Source organism: Tsukamurella sp. II2bb (assembly GCF_057815145.1).
This window is the reverse complement of record NZ_JBYPZI010000001.1, coordinates 17,420-32,969: the sequence shown is the minus strand read 5'-3', so window position 1 is coordinate 32,969 and position 15,550 is coordinate 17,420. Positions and strand designations below refer to the sequence as shown.

Sequence of the window (15,550 nt, the reverse complement as noted above, 5' to 3'; positions counted from 1 at the left end):
CCTGGATCGACCTGCTCGACGGCCCGCTCACCGCCGTCAGCGCCGCCGTGCCTGCTCCACCTCATTTGCCTGTTCTTGGAAGGGAACCGACACCCCATGTCTGCACGCAAGATCATCGCCATCGGCGGATCGGACGCCGGGATCTCCGCCGCCCTGCGGGCCCGCGAACTCGACCCCACCAGCGAGGTCACCGTGGTCGTCGCCGACGCCTACCCGAACTTCTCCATCTGCGGCATCCCGTACTACGTCTCCGGCGAGGTCACCCACTGGAGCAACCTCGCCCACCGCACCGCCGCCGACCTCGCCGCCACCGGCATGACCGTGCACACCGACACCAGAGCTACCGCCATCGACCCGGCCGGACACCGCCTGACCGTCACCGGCCCCGACGGCGCCGCCCGGGACCTCGACTACGACGCCCTCGTCATCGGCACCGGCGCCGTCTCCGTGCGGCCCCCGATCACCGGCCTCGACCACCTCGGCCCCGCCGACGGCGTGCACCTGCTGCACTCGATGGGCGACACCTTCGCCGTGATGAACACCCTCACCACCAAGGACCCGAAGACCGCGATCATCATCGGCGCCGGCTACATCGGCCTCGAAATGGCCGAAGGTCTCACCGCCCGCGGCATCACCGTCACCCAGATCGAAGCCCTCCCCGAGGTGCTCCCCACCGTCGAACCCGAACTCGGCGCCCTCGTCCACGACGAACTGGTCCGCAACCGGGTCGACGTCCGCACCCACACTCTCGTCACCGCCGTCGACCGCACCGACACCGGCGCCCTGACCGTCACCACCAGCAGCGACGGCCAGACCGACCACCTCACCGCCGATCTCGTGCTCGTCGTCGTGGGCGTGCGCCCCGACACCGACCTCGCCGCCGCAGCCGGGGCGCAGCTCGGCATCAAGAACACGATCGCCGTCGATGAGCAGATGCGCACCAACCTGGCCGACGTCTTCGCCGCCGGCGACGCCGTGCACACCCACCATCGACAGCTCGGCATCACCTGGCTCCCCCTCGGCACCACCGCGCACAAGCAGGGCCGCGTCGCCGGCGAGAACGCCCTCGGCGGTACCGCCCGCTACACCGGCTCCCTGGGCACCCAAGTCGTGAAGATCTTCGACCTCGTCGCCGCCCGCACCGGCCTCAAAGAGACCGAAGCCCTCGCCGCCGACCGCGGCTGGGTGCCCGTGTCGACGACCTCCACACCGGACGATCACAAGGCCTACTACCCGGGCGCCACCCCGATCAGCATCCGGATCACCGGCGACCAGAACACCGGCGCACTCCTCGGTGCCCAGCTCATCGGGCACCGCACCGCTGAGATCTCCAAGCGCGTCGACACCTACGCCACCGCCCTGCACCACAGCATGACCGTCGACGCCCTCTCCGAGCTCGACCTGTCCTACACCCCGCCCCTCGGGTCCCCGTGGGACGCCGTGCAGGTCGCCGCCCAGAACTGGGTCCGCGAGCACCAGCTGCACCACCAGCGCAGCGCCCTTAGCCTGAACAGGTGACCACCAGCGACGACGACACCCCCGGGTCCGCCGCCCCGGCGGCGGCCCCAGCGATCGTCGCGATGCGGCCCGAGCACGGGCCACAGATCCTCGCGATCTACCAAGCCTGCATGGACACCGGCAACGCCACCTTCGAGACCACCGCACCCAGCTGGACGGACTTCGACCAACGACACCTACCCCAGCACCGCTTCGTCGCCCTCACCCCGTGCGGGCAGGTCATCGGATGGGTCGCCGCGGCGCCCGTCTCGGGGCGCTGCGTCTACGCCGGCGTCATCGAGCACAGCGTCTACGTCGACCCCGGACACGCCGGGCAGGGCATCGGAGCCGCGCTGCTGCAGGCCCTCATCCGGTCTGCTGAAGCTGCCGGGGTGTGGACCATCCAGACCGGGATCTTCCCCGAGAACCACGCCAGCCTCGCCCTGCACCGGAACGCCGGCTTCCGCACCGTCGGCACCCGCGAACGCATCGGCCAACGCGACGGCCGCTGGCGCGACGTGGTCCTCATCGAACGCCGCAACTGACTACCGCCCGCGCCCATCCGGACTCAGCCGGCGTCACCGACTTCGGAACCGTCGCCCGGTTCGCCATCGGCCACCTCGGGGGCGCGGGTGATCGACACGATCACCGAAGAGCGGCGGAACTGCTCGGTATCGAAGGGGCTCGCGGGATCGTCGAACCAGACCAGCGACTGATCGCCCACCCGCGGCCACCGGGTCACCCGGGTGATCCGGTGCGCGATGCCGTCGTAGTCGAACGCCCCCGAGGCGCTGGCGGGGCCGGGACGGCGCGTGTAGGTCAACGCGTCCAGATCCCACAGGTGCGTAGATCCCTGGGACGCCACCACCCACCGGCCACGCATACCGTCCGCGAGCTCATCCACCGTCTCCGACGGCGGATCGTTGACGTCAGGGGCCTGCTGGACATCCGGCTCATCCGTCATGGGGACTCCTCGTCTCGGGGTCGGGCTCGCTGTCCCGAACGCTAGGTGGTGTGTTCATCTGGGTGCCGCCTGGGGGCCTGTGTTTCGGGCCCCGGGGTTCGCGCTGCTGCCAGGGGCAGACCTACACAGCGGGCTCGAGGACGCGAGGATAGATCAGTTCGATCCGCGGGACGTGGATTTCGACGCCGCCGAGGACCCGCACCCGGGGCCACTCGCCGTCGACCATCGTGAGGCCGGCCTGGGCGGGGGTGAGGCCGTCCTCGGTGGGGATCAGGCACGTCTCACCGGGACCGGCCTTGCACCCGGGGCAGCTGGTCTTGGTCTCGATGGCGATTCGGGACTTTTCGAGCTCGAGCTTCTCGTCGTCGGTGGCGTGGCGCCAGCAGCCGAAGCCTTCTTGGTGGCCGACTCCGGCCTGGTACAGCGGCCGCATCTGGCACGGTTTACCGTTCGTCTTCGGCCGCAGGCACTTCTGCTTGAGGCTGCGGTCGAGGTCGTCCTTCTTGGCCTTGATCCGCTCGGCGTTGAGAGCCATCTGCGTCAGGTAGTCGGCGGTGTTGTCGCCGGCCGCCTCGTACAGGGCGAACACCTGCCGCGGGGACTGGGGGCCTGTCCAGCGTCGGCTATCCGCCCCGTACACGGCGACCGGCAGCTTGCGTGCGACGATGCCGATCGCGACCTCGATGTAGCGCGCCAGATCGGTGTGCATGTTGCCCACCCGCTCCGGATAGATCGCGATGCCGTACTCGGCCTCGATCCGTGCGGCCTCGCGGTTGAATCCGTCGACGGCGATCTCCACCTGCCGCAGCGCCGTGATCAGCGGCGTGTGATCGAGCGGGGAAGACGTGGGCTTCGGGCGGGGGGTGCGGTTGCGATCTGATCTCCGGGACATTGGTACGAGCGTGCCAGTAACTACGTAGGAGGTTGCTCGACGGTGGCGCACTGCTTCGCAGGAGCGGTGTGCGAAATGCGCGCGCGAAATACCAGGCGCATCCCCTCGAACCCAAACGAACAGACCGGAGTCTACGCATGTCTAGCGCAGGCGCCAGAGCCGAGCACGACGGCCTGCACAACCTCGGCGTCCCCCGGATTCCCAAGGGACGCCGTGCAGGTCACCGCCCGGAGCGAAATCCGCGAGCAGAGGCCGTACACCGCGGACCGTGCGGGTCGTGCCTCGGTAACGCGCTCCGAGGCACGACCCGTGTCCGCTGTGGGGTTACGCCGCTTGCTGAACCACCGGCTCCGAGCGCGCTTCTTGGGGCGCAGGCGGGAGCGCGGTGACGCGGCCGGCGCGGACGCCGTTGGCGATGACGACGATCTCGGCGAGTTCGTGGACGGCGACGACGGCGGCGAGGCCGAGGACGCCGAACAGTGCGAGGGGGATGAGGATCGCGATCAGAGCGAGGGACAGGGCCACGTTCTGCAGCATGATCGTTCGGGCTCGGCGGGCGTGATCGAGGGCCTGCGGCAGCGTCCGCAGGTCCTCGCCCATGAGCGCGACGTCGGCGGTTTCGATCGCGACGTCCGAGCCCATGGCGCCCATGGCGATACCGAGGTCCGCGGTGGCGAGGGCGGGGGCGTCGTTGACGCCGTCGCCGACCATCGCGGTGAACCGGTCCTTGCGGAGCTCGCCGATGATGCGGGCCTTGTCCTCGGGCCGCAGGTCGGCGTGCACGTCGTCGATACCGGCGATCTGCGCCAGGGCGGTGGCGGTGGCGGAGTTGTCGCCGGTGAGCATCGCGACGGTGGCGCCGCCGCTGTGCAAGTGGTCGATGACCTCGGCCGCTTCGGGACGCAGCTCGTCGCGGACCGCGACCGCCCCGATGACCTGTCCGTCGTCTTCGACGAGGACCGCGGTGGCGCCGCTGGCTTGCATGGCCGCGACCCGCGCTGCGAGTGGGCCCGGGTCGATCCAGCCGGGCCGGCCGAGCCGGGCGGGGCGCCCGTCGACGAGACCGGTCAGCCCGGCCCCGGGCACGGCCTGCACCTCTGCCGCCGCGACGGTGTGGTCACCGTTGGCGGTGAGGATCGCCCGCGCCAGGGGGTGTTCGCTGTGTGCTTCGAGCGCCGCGGCGATGGCGAGCACCCGGTTCTGTTCCGGCGACCGGACACCCGAGCCGAGGGCATTCGACTCGACGCCGGTTCCGGTGGTGGTGGTGGCGATGTCGACGACGGCGGGGCGGTTCGCGGTCAGGGTGCCGGTCTTGTCGAGGGCGACGGTGCGGACGCGGCCGAGGGCTTCGAGGGCGGCGCCGCCCTTGACCAGGACGCCGATCTTGCTGGCGGCGCCGATCGCGGCGACGACGGTGACGGGGACGGAGATCGCCAGCGCGCACGGGGAGGCGGCGACGAGCACGACCAGGGCCCGCTCGATCCACGTTGCGGGGTCGCCGAGCAGGGACCCGAGGATCGCGATCGCGGCGGCGAAGATCATGATCGCCGGCACCAGGGGCTTGGCGATGGTGTCGGCCAGGCGCTGCGCGTCGCCCTTGCGGGACTGCTCGGCTTCGACGATCTGCACGATCTTGGCCAGCGAGTTGTTCTCCGCGGTGGTGGTGACCTCCACGGTGAGGGCGCCGGTGCCGTTGATCGACCCGGCGAACACTTCGTCGCCGGGTCCGGCTTCGACGGGCACGGATTCGCCGGTGATCGCCGAAACGTCCAGGGCGGTCCGGCCGTCGGTGATCCGGCCGTCGGTGGCGATCCGCTCACCGGGCTTGACCAGCATCCGGTCCCCGACCGCCAGCTCGGCTGGGGAGACGGTGGTCGGGGCGCCATCGCGCAGGACGGTCGCGGTGTCGGGGACGAGGTTGAGCAGCGCCCGCAGGCCGCGGCGGGTCCGCGAGACCGCGTACTCCTCGAGGCCCTCGCTGATGGAGAACAGCACGGCGAGCATCGCGGCTTCGCCGACCTCGCCGAGGATCACCGCGCCGACGGCGGCGATCGTCATCAGCGTCCCGACGCCGATCTTGCCCTTGGCCAGGCGCCGCAGCGTGGACGGGACGAAGGTCCACCCGCCGATCAGCAGCGCGATCCACTCCAGCACCAGCGACACGCGCTGCGGTCCGCCGCTCCACCCGACGATGTACGCGGCGAGCAGGAACACCGCCGCTGCCGCGGCGGCCTGCAGCTCCCGCACCTGCCACCAATGCTCAGGGGCCTGCTCGTCCTCGCCGGCGGGCTCGTCGTGCCCGCACCCGCACGCGTCGCTCATCCCCGCACCACCTTCGCCGCCGAAGCTTCCTCGGGCGTGACAGCGTCCGGGCCGCAGCAGGAGGCGCTGTCGGTGCCGTAGTTCGGGCACAGCGCCACCGCGTTGCCGGTCGCCGCGAGCAGCGTCTCCGCCGCCGCGAGCAGGTCCATCAGCTCCGGGCGGGCGAGGCTGTAGAAGACCTGCCGGCCCTCCGGGCGGCCCTGCACCAGCCCGCAGTCCCGCAGGCACGCCACGTGCGCCGACACCGTCGACTGCGCCAGACCCAGCTCGGCCATCAGATCCGCCACCCGCGCCTCACCACCGTGGGCCAGCCGGGTCGCGATCGCCAACCGGGTCCCGTCGGAGAGGCTGTGGAACAACGCGACCGCGGGATCGAGCTGTGCGCCGGTCGCCACCGAACACTCATTCATCGTCATACGGCGATGATAGCGGCATTCTGTGGTGTAATCGAGTTCCCGCGAGGAACAGGCTGCCGACCGGTGGCCTGAGCGGGTGTTGGGAGCTGCTGGGTATGCCGTCAATGTCGACGATCGAGTCTCTGTTCTGCCGCAGCACGCCGTGGGAGGCAGCGACGCGGCGATGGGTGCTGCCGTGGGCCTTGCAGGGCGTGCGTCCCACCGGGCGGGTGCTGGAGATCGGCGGCGGCGGGGGCGCGATGGCCGCGCAGCTGCTCGCGGCGTGCACCCCGGCGGATCGGGTGCAGCTCACCGTCACCGACTTCGACCCGGTGATGGTCGACGCCGCGCAGGATCGGTTGCAGCGCTTCGGTGACCGGGCCGTGGCGCAGGTGGCCGACGCCACCGCGTTGCCCTTCGGCGACGGGGAGTTCGACACCGTCGTCTCGTTCATCATGTTGCACCACGTCGTCGACTGGGAGCAGGCGCTGCGCGAAGCCGTCCGGGTGCTGCATCCCGGCGGAACCCTGGTCGGCTACGACCTGCTCGGCACCGCGCCGGCGCGGATCCTGCACCGGCTCGAAGGCGCTCCGCACCGGTTCATCGACCGCGGCCAGCTGCGCCCGCACCTCGCGGGCCTGCCGCTGCGGGACCTCACCGTCCGGGAGAACGCGGCACTGACCCGCTTCCGCGCGACCCGCACCGCAGGCCGATGACCACGCCAGAGCCCGACGGCGGGCCCCGTCACGGGCATCATCACGGTGCGCGGCCCGAGCTGGACGGCCTCGAACAGGTGGAGGTCGCGGTGGCGTTCGTCGACCTCGCCGGCTACAGCGTGCTCACCGAGATGTGCGGCGACCAGGAGGCCGCCGAGCTCGCGATCCGATTGGCCGAGCAGGCCCGGCGAGCCCTGCACCCGCAGGCCCGGCTGGTGAAAACCATCGGCGATGCGGTGATGCTCACCGCCGAGACCACCGATGCGATGCTGGCCACGGCCACCACCCTCGCCGAGCACGCCGCCGACGAGGACGGATTCCTCGCCCTCCGCGCCGGAATCCACCACGGCACCGCGGTGCGCCGCGACGGCGACTTGTTCGGGCACGCGGTCAACATCGCCGCCCGCATCACCGCCCTCGCCGGCGCCGGCCACGCCGTCATCACCGACCCGCTCCTGCCCGCCGCCACCCGCGCCGGTGTGCCCACCGCCGCCCTCGGCCCGCGAAGCCTGCGCAACATCAGCGCCCCGATCGACCTGCACAGCATCACCTTCACGCAGACCCGACACCCGCACGACCCGATCTGCGGGGCCCGCATCGACCCGGCGACCGCCCCCGCACACCGGCACACCGACGCCGGCCGATGGTGGTTCTGCTCAGCCGACTGCGCCGGCCGATTCGACCGAGCGACCACCACAGCCACCCCGTCACGGCGGGGTGGCCGGTGATGATCTCGACCGTGCTGCAAGCGGTGGGCCTGTTCGTGGCCACCAACATCGACGACATCATCGTGATCTCCCTGTTCTTCGCCCGCGGCGCGGGCCAGCGGCACCTGACGGCCAAGATCACCGCCGGGCAGTACCTCGGATTCGCCGGCATTCTCGCCGTCGCGGTGCTGATCGCCCTCGGGGCCGGCGCATTCCTCCCCGTCGCGGCGATTCCGTACTTCGGGCTCGTCCCCCTGGTCCTGGGGCTGCGGGCAGCGTGGTCGAGCTGGCGCGAATACCGCGACAACGACGGCGACGGCGATGACTCCGCGGCGGGGAAGGGTGCGGGGAACGCGGTCGGCGTCCTGGGCGTGGCGGGCGTGACCTTCGCCAACGGCGGCGACAACATCGGCGTGTACGTGCCCGTCTTCGTCAGCATCAGCCGCACCGCGATCGCCGCCTACTGCGTGGTCTTCCTGATCCTGGTTGGGGCACTGGTCTACATCGCCCGGTTCGTTGCCACCCGCCGCCGCATCGCCGAGATCCTCGAACGATGGGAAAGCGTGCTCTTCCCCCTGGTGCTGATCATCCTCGGTGTCGTCATCCTGGTCTCGGGCGGCGCCTTCGGCCTGTAAGCAGGTTGGTGGTGCCGGGCGCTCCCATACCGCGGTGTCCGCGTGCTGGCAGGCTGGTCTGCATGGACGAGGTGAGTGAGGACGACCTGGCGGGTATCCGCGCACGGTTCCTTCCCGGGTGGTACGGGTCCCTGGATGTCGGGCCAGGCTGGTACCGGCTGATCGTCGATCTCGACCGGGAGCTTGCGGCGATCGACCCCGGCTACCAGCTGGCGCAGGTCAAGGAGAAGTTCGGTGGGCTGCGGTACTACGTGGAGTTCGAAGCGGACCGGCCCCGGCCGGGCTTCGACGAGCTGATCCGGGCGGCGGAACGACGCTCGGAGCTGACCTGCGAGCAATGCGGCCGTGCCGGCGGCCTCACACGCCGCGGGACCTGGGTCCGGACCCTGTGTGCCGCCGACGCCGCGGCGAGCGGATTCGTCCCCGACGAGTCCGCACCCAACTAGAAGATCGGTGCGGGTCCGGTGCACGGCGGTCAGTCGTCGGTGTCGCGCAGGAGGTGTTCGGCGATCCGGTTCCACGGCACCGTCGCGTCGTGATCATCGAATGTGAGCGTGATGCCGACCTCGCGCACGCCAGCGGCGGTGAGATGACGCTGGAGTGCGGTGAGCACCTCGGCGGTCGTGCCGGCACCGACTTCTGCGGCCGTCGTGGCCACCGCTTCGTCGAGTAGGTGGGCGGCCGTGCGGTACCGCTGATCGATCAGGTCCATCTCGGCGGTGATGGCGCCCACCCGGGCCCGCCGTTGCGGGTCGGCGAGAATCCGCGCCAGCCGTTCATCGCCGGAGATGAACCGCACCTCGTCGCCGCTTCCCGTCATGGTCGTCAGTATCCACTCTGGATCGACCCCAGGGCGCGGGGATATTCGGGTGGACAAGTGCACCGGACCGCGCGGATCATCACCGTGCGTGGACGAGACGAGCGCCGGCGACGATGAGGGAGCGATCCTCGACGGGATCGTCGGGCCCTTCTACGACGCCGATGGTGTCACCGGGTACCTCGGTCTGGATGGCGATGACCTGGCGCGGATGGTCGCCGCGGAGCAGGTGATCTGGGTTCCGCTGGCCGGCGGCACACCGGTGTTCCCTGTGTGGCAGTTCCCCGACGGTCGCTGGGTGGACGAGCGGCTGCTGACCATCTGGCAGGCCCTTCGGCGCGCCGCCGAGCCGTGGACGGCGGCCTGCTGGATGTGCGCGCCGTCAGCGGACCTCGACGACCAGAGCGCGATCACGTACCTCACCAGTGGCCCGCGTGATCCCCGCCGCCTGGAGGTCGTCCTGGCACGGGCATCCGAAGACTGCGCCCGCTGGATGCAGTAGAGCGCGGCACCGGGCTAGCTGCTACCAGGTTTCGGCGGACTCTTCCTCGAGGACCTTGGCCGTGAGACCGCGGGCGTGTGCTGCGCGCCATGCGGCGGCGAGGTTGTCGGCGCGGCTTTGCCAGGTCATCTCGCCGAGGTACTCGGCGTGCTTCTTCGTCGCATCGGTCCACCGCAACTCCGCGTAGAGGCGCCGGTACTGGCACCGCAGGACCACCCGCCCCAGCGCGTTCGGCGCGGTGCGGATGACGCGGTTGTGGCGGCCGCCTGCGGCGTCGTCCTGCTCTTTGGCCTGCACCGCCTTGTTCCACCCGTGTGGGACCTTCCAGTGGTGGTCTTTGACCGCGTCCTCGCCGTTCCAGCCCCACCGCGACATCCTTGACGCCCCGCGGTGTTAGACGACGGTCAGATGCCGGCTGCCGGCGGTGGCACCTTCGGGTGCACCGAACAGGCTGGTGCGCCGGTCGGTGCTCAGCAGTGTCAGGGCGTCGAGCTCGGTGGTGCTGTATCCGTCGGTGGCGAGCTGAGCGAGGACATCCCGCGCGAGCTCCGGGGTCTCGGCAGGGACACCGGGCCGGGCGCCGTACATCCGGCCGGTCTCGTTGAGCAGACGGAACATCGCCCGGTACTGCCGGTCGGAGAGCGCGCCACGCTCACGTGCTCGGACGACGAGCGAGGACTCGCTCACCCCCCAGTCCAGGCGCAACTCGTCGAGCTCGTGGATGGTCCGGGTCGAGACCCGGTCCAGCGCCGGGCCGATGTCGTCGACCGGCGCGAGGAACTCGGCGGCGAAGACATCCGCCCGACGTTCGGTTTCGGCCGGGCTGACCAGGGTCATCGCATCCATCACCAGGTGCCCGAGCTCGTGCGCGAGGGTCATGCGCATCCGGTCCGGCGGCAGGGCAGCGTTGACGTACACCAGGTGCGGGTGATGCGCGGTGGCACGCAGGGTGACCGCGTCGATCTCGCGGTCGTTGAAGTCCTCGACGACGACGAAGACTCCGGCCGCTTCCAGCAGCTCGACCATCGACCGGATGGGCCCGGCGATCCGCCAGAGCCGGCGCAGGACCTGCGCGACGGTGATCTCACCGAGCTCGGCGGCGTAGTCCCCGGGGTCGAGATCGGGCAGCGCCAGCGCCGGGTCCAGGTCGGTGTGGGCCACGACCCGGCCGAGGCGCATCGCAACCAGGTTGGCGCGCGCCCAGACGCGGTCGCGCTTCCACTCCGCGGTGGTGGCGTTGGCGCGGAAGTGCGTGCCCTGCGCAGGGGAACGCTCGAACGCAACGCACAGAGCGTCCACTGGGCACTGCAACGCCCGTGCGTAGTCGTCGAGCGCTTTACCGGCCAGCGGCAGCGCACCGGCCTCGACCCGGGTGACGTGCGATCCGGAGACCCCGGCCTCCTCCGCGAGCCGCTTCTTCGACCAGCCGTGCGCCAGTCGCGTCAGCGCAACCATCACCGGGTTCGCCTCGGCCTGCGAGATGAGTGCCGTCACCCAGATCGCCTCCATATCCCTCGATCGATCCCTGCGTTCCACGCTATCGCGGCACCACCGCAAATCCGCGCAGAAACACCGTGTGAACTGCGATTTTCCTACCGGCCCGGTTATCTGCACCCGAAACGCAAGTGACTGATGTGACGCCCGTCTCGGTCGCGAGATCGAGGCGAACCGGTGCGGCTAATTCTGCAGGTCACGGCGTGTTGCCTACCTGAGAACTATACCACGTTAGGCAAAATTCCACGCAAGTAATTACATCGAGAGGAGACAGATCGTGACGACACTCATGGACGACCTCAACCCGCTGCCGGGAACGGTGTCCCGGAAGGAGGCGCAGCGGATCCTGCGTCCGGTGACGATCGGTATCGGCGCGCTGCTGCTGGCCGCGGTCGATCACTGGAACACGCTCATGGCGGAGCAGCCTGCGCATCTGCAGACGATGCTGCAGCCGCTGCTGCGGGGCAGCCATGTCGCGGCGTTCGTCTCCGCCGGCACCAACGTCTGGTTGAGCGCCCAGGGGATGCATCCGCCTGGGCACCTGGTCAAACGGCCCTACCAGTGGTCGGAGGTGAGCAGCCACGGCCGCACCTACCTGGCGATCCATCACAAGGAGATGGACGGCACCAACACCCGGCGCAAGGCGTTCATCAAGCAGGACTCCCAGACCCTGCAGCTGGTGGGCGATCCCACGCACTGCGAACTGACCTGGGACTACGACGCGGCCACCGATTCGCACGTGCGGCGGATCTGGGTCAGCGCCCCAGGGGTGCAGTGGGAACGGTTCGAGGTGCCGATGGATCGGGTGCAGGAGAGGTACGCCGCCTGGCGCAAGCGGGATGTGCGGTGGCTGCCCGGGCGGCTAACCGCCGACGACCTCGTCGGCACCGAGGATCTCGTACGCGTTGAGCAGGATCGGCGCCGCACCGACATCAAGACCCGCCGGCCGCGCCGCGACGACGTTATCGAGGACCAGCGATGAGGGCCGCCCCGGTCACTGTTCACGGGGTCCGGTCGTGGACGGTCGTCGACGACCAGGGCCTGCCGGTGCCCGAGATCGAGCAGTTCCTGCACTGGCAGCGGGCGATCGGGCGTTCCCGGAACACCGTCCGCTCGTACGCACGGCACCTGAGCCAGTTCTACCGCTGGCTCGCTGCCCGGGGAATCTCCTGGGATGAGCTGGATTTCCAGCAGCTGTGCGACTTCGTCGCGGTCCTCACCGCAGGACTGCCGCCGCTGCCGTCACGGTGCGGGGGCCGCGCACCCGGCACCGTGAAAGCGGTCAGCGCCGCGGTACGTGAGTTCTACGAGTTCCACCGCGTCGAGGGTCGCGGACCGCAGGACCTGGTGCTGACCCGCAATCCGTCGAAGTTGCCGCGGCGCGCGCACAGCTTCCTCGCCCACCTCGAGCAGCGTCGTCCACGCGAGGTCTCCCGCCTGGCCCGCCCCGACCGGCAGCCGGCCGAGACCGTGCAGGTGATCGACTTCGAGACTGACTTCGCCAAGCTGCTCGCCGCGGCGTCGACCACCCGTGACCGGCTGCTGCTGTCGGCGCAGTACGACCTGGGCCTGCGGGTCGGCCAAGCGCTCGGCCTGCGCCACGGCGACCTGAACCCGATGCGCCGGCAGGTGATGATCTGCCGGCGCGACGACAACGCCAACGGCGCCCTGTCGAAGCAGAAGACCCAGTTCATCGTCGACGCGCCGCGGCGGTTCTTCGACCTGTACGCGGCGTACCTGCTCGATGAGATCGCCCACGTCGACAGCGATTACGTGTTCGTCAACCTCTCCCGCCCACCCGTCGGTGGTCCGATGACCTACTCCAACGCCTACCAGCTCATCGAACGGATCGGCGCCGCCGCCGGGATCGACGACCTCAACCCGCACATGCTCCGCCACACCCACGCCACCGCCCTGGCCAAAGCCGGATGGACCGCCGCCGAAATCGCCGCCCGCCTCGGCCAATCCCACTCAACCAGCGCCGACGTGTACATCCACCTCGCCAGCGACGACCTCGCCGAAAAGCTCCGCCACACCGAGCATCTGGTCTGGCGAGAACCGCAGCAGCACCGAGTGAACGGAGACGGCGATGGCGCACGGTAACGGCGAGCGAGCCCGGTCCGGGCCCCGCGACGTCCCTGCTCTGCAGGTGCCGGACGGGCCCTGGTGCGCAGCGACGTGGCCGGTCGTCGATGTCGCCGGCGACCGCCGCCGTGCCGCTACCGACCCCTGCGCCGTCATCGACTGCGACGGCGAACGGTACTGGCTCGGCGGCCCCGGCGGACGCGCAGCCGCCACCTCGGGGCTGTGCTACGCCCACTACTTCCAGTGGTTCCGCGCCGGACAGCCCGGCGACTTCGACGCCTGGGCCACCATCAGTGCCTTGCCCGTCGGTGTGCCGCGCGGCCGGCCTGCCACCACCCAGGCGGTCGACTTCCGCCGTATCCCAGCGGCGGCCGCCGACGAAATCCGGTTCGTCGCCGCCACCAAGATCGGCCGCGGCGACTGGACCCCCAACGCCGGACTGCGCCGCGTCCTGATCGTCCTCATCGAGGTCGCCGACGGGCGCATCACCAGCTCCCTGACCGAACGCCCCGTCGACGACTGGCTGCTGCTGTGCCGGCAATACTGGCCCTACACCAACTTCGACTCCCTGTGCGCCCCCTACATCCGCAGATTCTTCCGGCTCCTGCACGGGGCCACCGACCCCGACCCATGGGCGGCGGATCACTGGCACTGGCGCGACGGATTCGAGTTCGTCCTCGATACCACCCAAGCCGGGGCGACACGAACCGCTGTCGACTGGGCCACCGTCCCGGTGCCCTGGCTCAAAGACGCCGTCAAACGCCTCGCCCGCCAACAGCTCTCCACCTCCAGCATGTCCTGGGGAACGCTCACCCAGTGGCTGCGCGCCACCCGCCAACTCGCCCAGTTCCTCACCCTCGACGGCACCGTCCCCGAACCGCCGGCGGTCACCCGCACGATGTTCCTCGACTACCTCGAATGGACACGCCGTCCCGACACCACCGCGAACTCTCAGCTCGCGAACACCGCGGCCTACCTGCTGGAAACACTCCGCGACTGCGGACTCGTCGACGACCTCGGATCGGCGGTCTTCCTGCGCCGCGGCGAGAACGTCCACCGCAAGACCCGCCGGCCCAGGCCCTTCCCACCCGACGTCATCGAACGCATCGACACCCGGATCGTCGACAACCCGGACACCGATCCCACCCTCCGAGCGATGATCGCCACCACACGGTGGGCCGGGTGCCGCATCTCCGAACTCGTCGCCCTCCCGATCGACTGCCTCCAACACAGCGACCAGGGGTACTGGATCGAATACTGGATGACCAAAACCAGTGCCTGGCGACGGTTTCCCGTCCCCGATGGCCTCGCTACGATCATCCGCGACCAGCAGGCCCGCGTCCGCGACACCTACGGACCCGACGCCGAACACCTCTTCCCCGGCGCCCGGTCCAGCGCCGTCGCCGGCCGCACCCAGCCCTGGTCGACCAGCGGCCTGCGCCACCGCCTCGCCGCACTGTTCCGCGGGCACGACATCACCACCTCGATCACCACCGGCGAGAAGATCTCCGGCGGCGACGTCCACCGCTTCCGCCACACCATCGGGATGAACCTGCTCAACAACGGATGGACCCAACCGGAAGTCCGCGACTTCCTCGGTCACCACAGCGACACCATGACCGCGACCTACGCTCGGATCACTGACGACACCCTCGCCCGGAAAGCCCGACAATTCTGGGACGCCAACCCCGACAACGGCGCTGACGCCACCGTCGAGCGACTGCGAGCCCGCTTCACCACCGCACTTCCGAACGGGTTCTGCACGCTCCCCGCGACGCAACGCTGCGAATTCCGCCCGAACCCCTGCATCGACTGCTCCTTCCACGACTCCGGCGGCCGCACCTTCCTCGGCGCGCACATCACCCACCGCGACCAGCTCAAACAGCTCGCCGCCCAAGCACAGGAAAACGGCGACAGCCAGGCAGCGGAACTGAACAAGAGCATGCTCGACAAGGTCACCAAGCTCATCGACGAAATCGGCTCTGACGCGCAGGCACCCAGGTGAGCGAAGGCGACCGCGATCACCGCACCGCCCGCCTCACCGCGGCCGCCGCCGCCCGCACAACCAGCGCGACCGCCCGCGCACGCCGAGCCATCACCCGGCTGCACAACACCGGACAACCCGTCACCTTCGTCGCCGTCGCCCGCGCCGCTGACGTTTCAACCAGCTTCCTCTACAAGCAACCTCTGCTTCGACAGGAAATCGACGCGAAACGCGGCACTGCCACCGCCGGAACCGAACGCTCGACCGCGGCAAGCGTGGAATCCCTCCGCACCAAGCTCACGACCGCGATCGACCGCAACCGCCAGTTGACCGAACAACTCGAGCAACTACGCACCGAGAACGAGGCGCTCCGCAGCCGACTCCTCGAGCTGGGAACGCGGCCACCGGCCGCGCAAGAAATCCGTCGAGGAGAACCTGCAGATAAACCGACCGCCACAGGGCCACAACAGCCACGATGACCCCCGTCAGCCACGTCGTGGACAGTCAGGAGACTCCTAGAGATATCGAATCTCCTAGGCT

Annotated in this window: 18 protein-coding genes; 11 read left to right on the top strand and 7 right to left on the bottom strand. The window is 69.9% G+C overall.

What is annotated here, in order from left to right; genetic code table 11:
- Positions 1–96: 96 nt before the first annotated feature.
- Both AC21LY_RS00215 and AC21LY_RS00210 read left to right on the top strand, forming a co-directional pair.
- Positions 97–1,518 (top strand): FAD-dependent oxidoreductase, encoded by a 1,422-nt coding sequence (locus AC21LY_RS00215; protein WP_489044113.1) that lies wholly within the window; start codon positions 97–99, stop codon positions 1,516–1,518.
- Positions 1,515–2,042, top strand: coding sequence for a GNAT family N-acetyltransferase (locus AC21LY_RS00210; RefSeq protein ID WP_489044112.1), 528 nt, complete (start codon positions 1,515–1,517; stop codon positions 2,040–2,042). Before AC21LY_RS00215 ends, AC21LY_RS00210 begins: the two co-directional genes overlap by 4 nt.
- A 23-nt stretch (positions 2,043–2,065) precedes the next feature.
- On the opposite strand, the gene AC21LY_RS00205 is transcribed toward AC21LY_RS00210, so the two are convergent.
- From AC21LY_RS00205 to AC21LY_RS00190, 4 genes are all read right to left on the bottom strand, one after another.
- Complete coding sequence (locus AC21LY_RS00205; RefSeq protein WP_305112902.1) at positions 2,066–2,461, bottom strand: hypothetical protein; 396 nt, start codon at positions 2,459–2,461, stop codon at positions 2,066–2,068.
- 121 nt (positions 2,462–2,582) lie between these two features.
- Complete coding sequence (locus AC21LY_RS00200) at positions 2,583–3,353, bottom strand: hypothetical protein (RefSeq protein ID WP_305112903.1); 771 nt, start codon at positions 3,351–3,353, stop codon at positions 2,583–2,585.
- A gap of 324 nt (positions 3,354–3,677) precedes the next feature.
- Positions 3,678–5,675, bottom strand: coding sequence for a heavy metal translocating P-type ATPase (locus AC21LY_RS00195; RefSeq protein ID WP_489044111.1), 1,998 nt, complete (start codon positions 5,673–5,675; stop codon positions 3,678–3,680).
- Positions 5,672–6,091, bottom strand: coding sequence for an ArsR/SmtB family transcription factor (locus AC21LY_RS00190; RefSeq protein WP_224644788.1), 420 nt, complete (start codon positions 6,089–6,091; stop codon positions 5,672–5,674). Before AC21LY_RS00190 ends, AC21LY_RS00195 begins: the two co-directional genes overlap by 4 nt.
- 104 nt (positions 6,092–6,195) lie before the next feature.
- On the opposite strand from AC21LY_RS00190, the gene AC21LY_RS00185 reads away from it, so the two are divergent.
- From AC21LY_RS00185 to AC21LY_RS00170, 4 genes are all read left to right on the top strand, one after another.
- Complete coding sequence (locus AC21LY_RS00185) at positions 6,196–6,786, top strand: class I SAM-dependent methyltransferase (RefSeq protein ID WP_224644789.1); 591 nt, start codon at positions 6,196–6,198, stop codon at positions 6,784–6,786.
- A complete protein-coding gene (locus AC21LY_RS00180; protein WP_489044110.1) occupies positions 6,783–7,514 on the top strand; it encodes an adenylate/guanylate cyclase domain-containing protein in 732 nt (243 codons plus the stop codon). Before AC21LY_RS00185 ends, AC21LY_RS00180 begins: the two co-directional genes overlap by 4 nt.
- The gene (locus AC21LY_RS00175) at positions 7,511–8,128 is read left to right on the top strand and encodes a cadmium resistance transporter (RefSeq protein ID WP_224644791.1); all 618 of its coding nucleotides are present in this window, start codon (positions 7,511–7,513) and stop codon (positions 8,126–8,128) included. The genes AC21LY_RS00180 and AC21LY_RS00175 overlap by 4 nt, the downstream gene beginning before the upstream one ends.
- Positions 8,129–8,190: 62 nt before the next feature.
- The gene (locus AC21LY_RS00170; RefSeq protein ID WP_224644792.1) at positions 8,191–8,574 is read left to right on the top strand and encodes a hypothetical protein; all 384 of its coding nucleotides are present in this window, start codon (positions 8,191–8,193) and stop codon (positions 8,572–8,574) included.
- 29 nt (positions 8,575–8,603) lie between these two features.
- Here AC21LY_RS00170 and AC21LY_RS00165 read toward each other — a convergent pair whose 3' ends face one another.
- Positions 8,604–8,948, bottom strand: coding sequence for a hypothetical protein (locus AC21LY_RS00165; protein ID WP_489044109.1), 345 nt, complete (start codon positions 8,946–8,948; stop codon positions 8,604–8,606).
- 88 nt (positions 8,949–9,036) lie between these two features.
- On the opposite strand from AC21LY_RS00165, the gene AC21LY_RS00160 reads away from it, so the two are divergent.
- Positions 9,037–9,447 (top strand): hypothetical protein, encoded by a 411-nt coding sequence (locus AC21LY_RS00160; RefSeq protein ID WP_343930756.1) that lies wholly within the window; start codon positions 9,037–9,039, stop codon positions 9,445–9,447.
- Positions 9,448–9,468: 21 nt separating this feature from the next.
- Here the strand turns inward: AC21LY_RS00160 and AC21LY_RS00155 are convergent, their stop codons facing one another.
- Complete coding sequence (locus tag AC21LY_RS00155; protein ID WP_343930755.1) at positions 9,469–9,822, bottom strand: hypothetical protein; 354 nt, start codon at positions 9,820–9,822, stop codon at positions 9,469–9,471.
- A gap of 18 nt (positions 9,823–9,840) precedes the next feature.
- Positions 9,841–10,941, bottom strand: coding sequence for an ImmA/IrrE family metallo-endopeptidase (locus AC21LY_RS00150; RefSeq protein WP_343930754.1), 1,101 nt, complete (start codon positions 10,939–10,941; stop codon positions 9,841–9,843).
- A gap of 277 nt (positions 10,942–11,218) precedes the next feature.
- On the opposite strand from AC21LY_RS00150, the gene AC21LY_RS00145 reads away from it, so the two are divergent.
- Genes AC21LY_RS00145 through AC21LY_RS00130 form a run of 4 tightly spaced genes read left to right on the top strand, consistent with a single transcriptional unit; the run spans position 11,219 to position 15,489 of the window.
- Positions 11,219–11,923 (top strand): hypothetical protein, encoded by a 705-nt coding sequence (locus AC21LY_RS00145; RefSeq protein ID WP_343930753.1) that lies wholly within the window; start codon positions 11,219–11,221, stop codon positions 11,921–11,923.
- Positions 11,920–13,044: a tyrosine-type recombinase/integrase gene (locus tag AC21LY_RS00140; protein WP_343930752.1), complete on the top strand. Its 1,125-nt coding sequence runs from the start codon at positions 11,920–11,922 to the stop codon at positions 13,042–13,044. Before AC21LY_RS00145 ends, AC21LY_RS00140 begins: the two co-directional genes overlap by 4 nt.
- On the top strand, positions 13,031–15,031 hold the full coding sequence (locus tag AC21LY_RS00135) for a tyrosine-type recombinase/integrase (protein WP_489044108.1): 2,001 nt from the start codon (positions 13,031–13,033) through the stop codon (positions 15,029–15,031). Before AC21LY_RS00140 ends, AC21LY_RS00135 begins: the two co-directional genes overlap by 14 nt.
- A complete protein-coding gene (locus tag AC21LY_RS00130; RefSeq protein WP_343930750.1) occupies positions 15,028–15,489 on the top strand; it encodes a DUF6262 family protein in 462 nt (153 codons plus the stop codon). The genes AC21LY_RS00135 and AC21LY_RS00130 overlap by 4 nt, the downstream gene beginning before the upstream one ends.
- Positions 15,490–15,550 lie beyond the last annotated feature (61 nt).

Coding starts and splice junctions, on each gene's coding strand:
- AC21LY_RS00135 (WP_489044108.1), top strand. CDS start 13,031: ATGGCGCACGGTAACGGCGAGCGAGCCCGGTCCGGGCCCCGCGACGTC.
- AC21LY_RS00165 (WP_489044109.1), bottom strand. CDS start 8,948: ATGACGGGAAGCGGCGACGAGGTGCGGTTCATCTCCGGCGATGAACGG.
- AC21LY_RS00205 (WP_305112902.1), bottom strand. CDS start 2,461: ATGACGGATGAGCCGGATGTCCAGCAGGCCCCTGACGTCAACGATCCG.
- AC21LY_RS00185 (WP_224644789.1), top strand. CDS start 6,196: ATGTCGACGATCGAGTCTCTGTTCTGCCGCAGCACGCCGTGGGAGGCA.
- AC21LY_RS00170 (WP_224644792.1), top strand. CDS start 8,191: ATGGACGAGGTGAGTGAGGACGACCTGGCGGGTATCCGCGCACGGTTC.
- AC21LY_RS00155 (WP_343930755.1), bottom strand. CDS start 9,822: ATGTCGCGGTGGGGCTGGAACGGCGAGGACGCGGTCAAAGACCACCAC.
- AC21LY_RS00215 (WP_489044113.1), top strand. CDS start 97: ATGTCTGCACGCAAGATCATCGCCATCGGCGGATCGGACGCCGGGATC.
- AC21LY_RS00140 (WP_343930752.1), top strand. CDS start 11,920: ATGAGGGCCGCCCCGGTCACTGTTCACGGGGTCCGGTCGTGGACGGTC.
- AC21LY_RS00200 (WP_305112903.1), bottom strand. CDS start 3,353: ATGTCCCGGAGATCAGATCGCAACCGCACCCCCCGCCCGAAGCCCACG.
- AC21LY_RS00195 (WP_489044111.1), bottom strand. CDS start 5,675: ATGAGCGACGCGTGCGGGTGCGGGCACGACGAGCCCGCCGGCGAGGAC.
- AC21LY_RS00180 (WP_489044110.1), top strand. CDS start 6,783: ATGACCACGCCAGAGCCCGACGGCGGGCCCCGTCACGGGCATCATCAC.
- AC21LY_RS00190 (WP_224644788.1), bottom strand. CDS start 6,091: ATGACGATGAATGAGTGTTCGGTGGCGACCGGCGCACAGCTCGATCCC.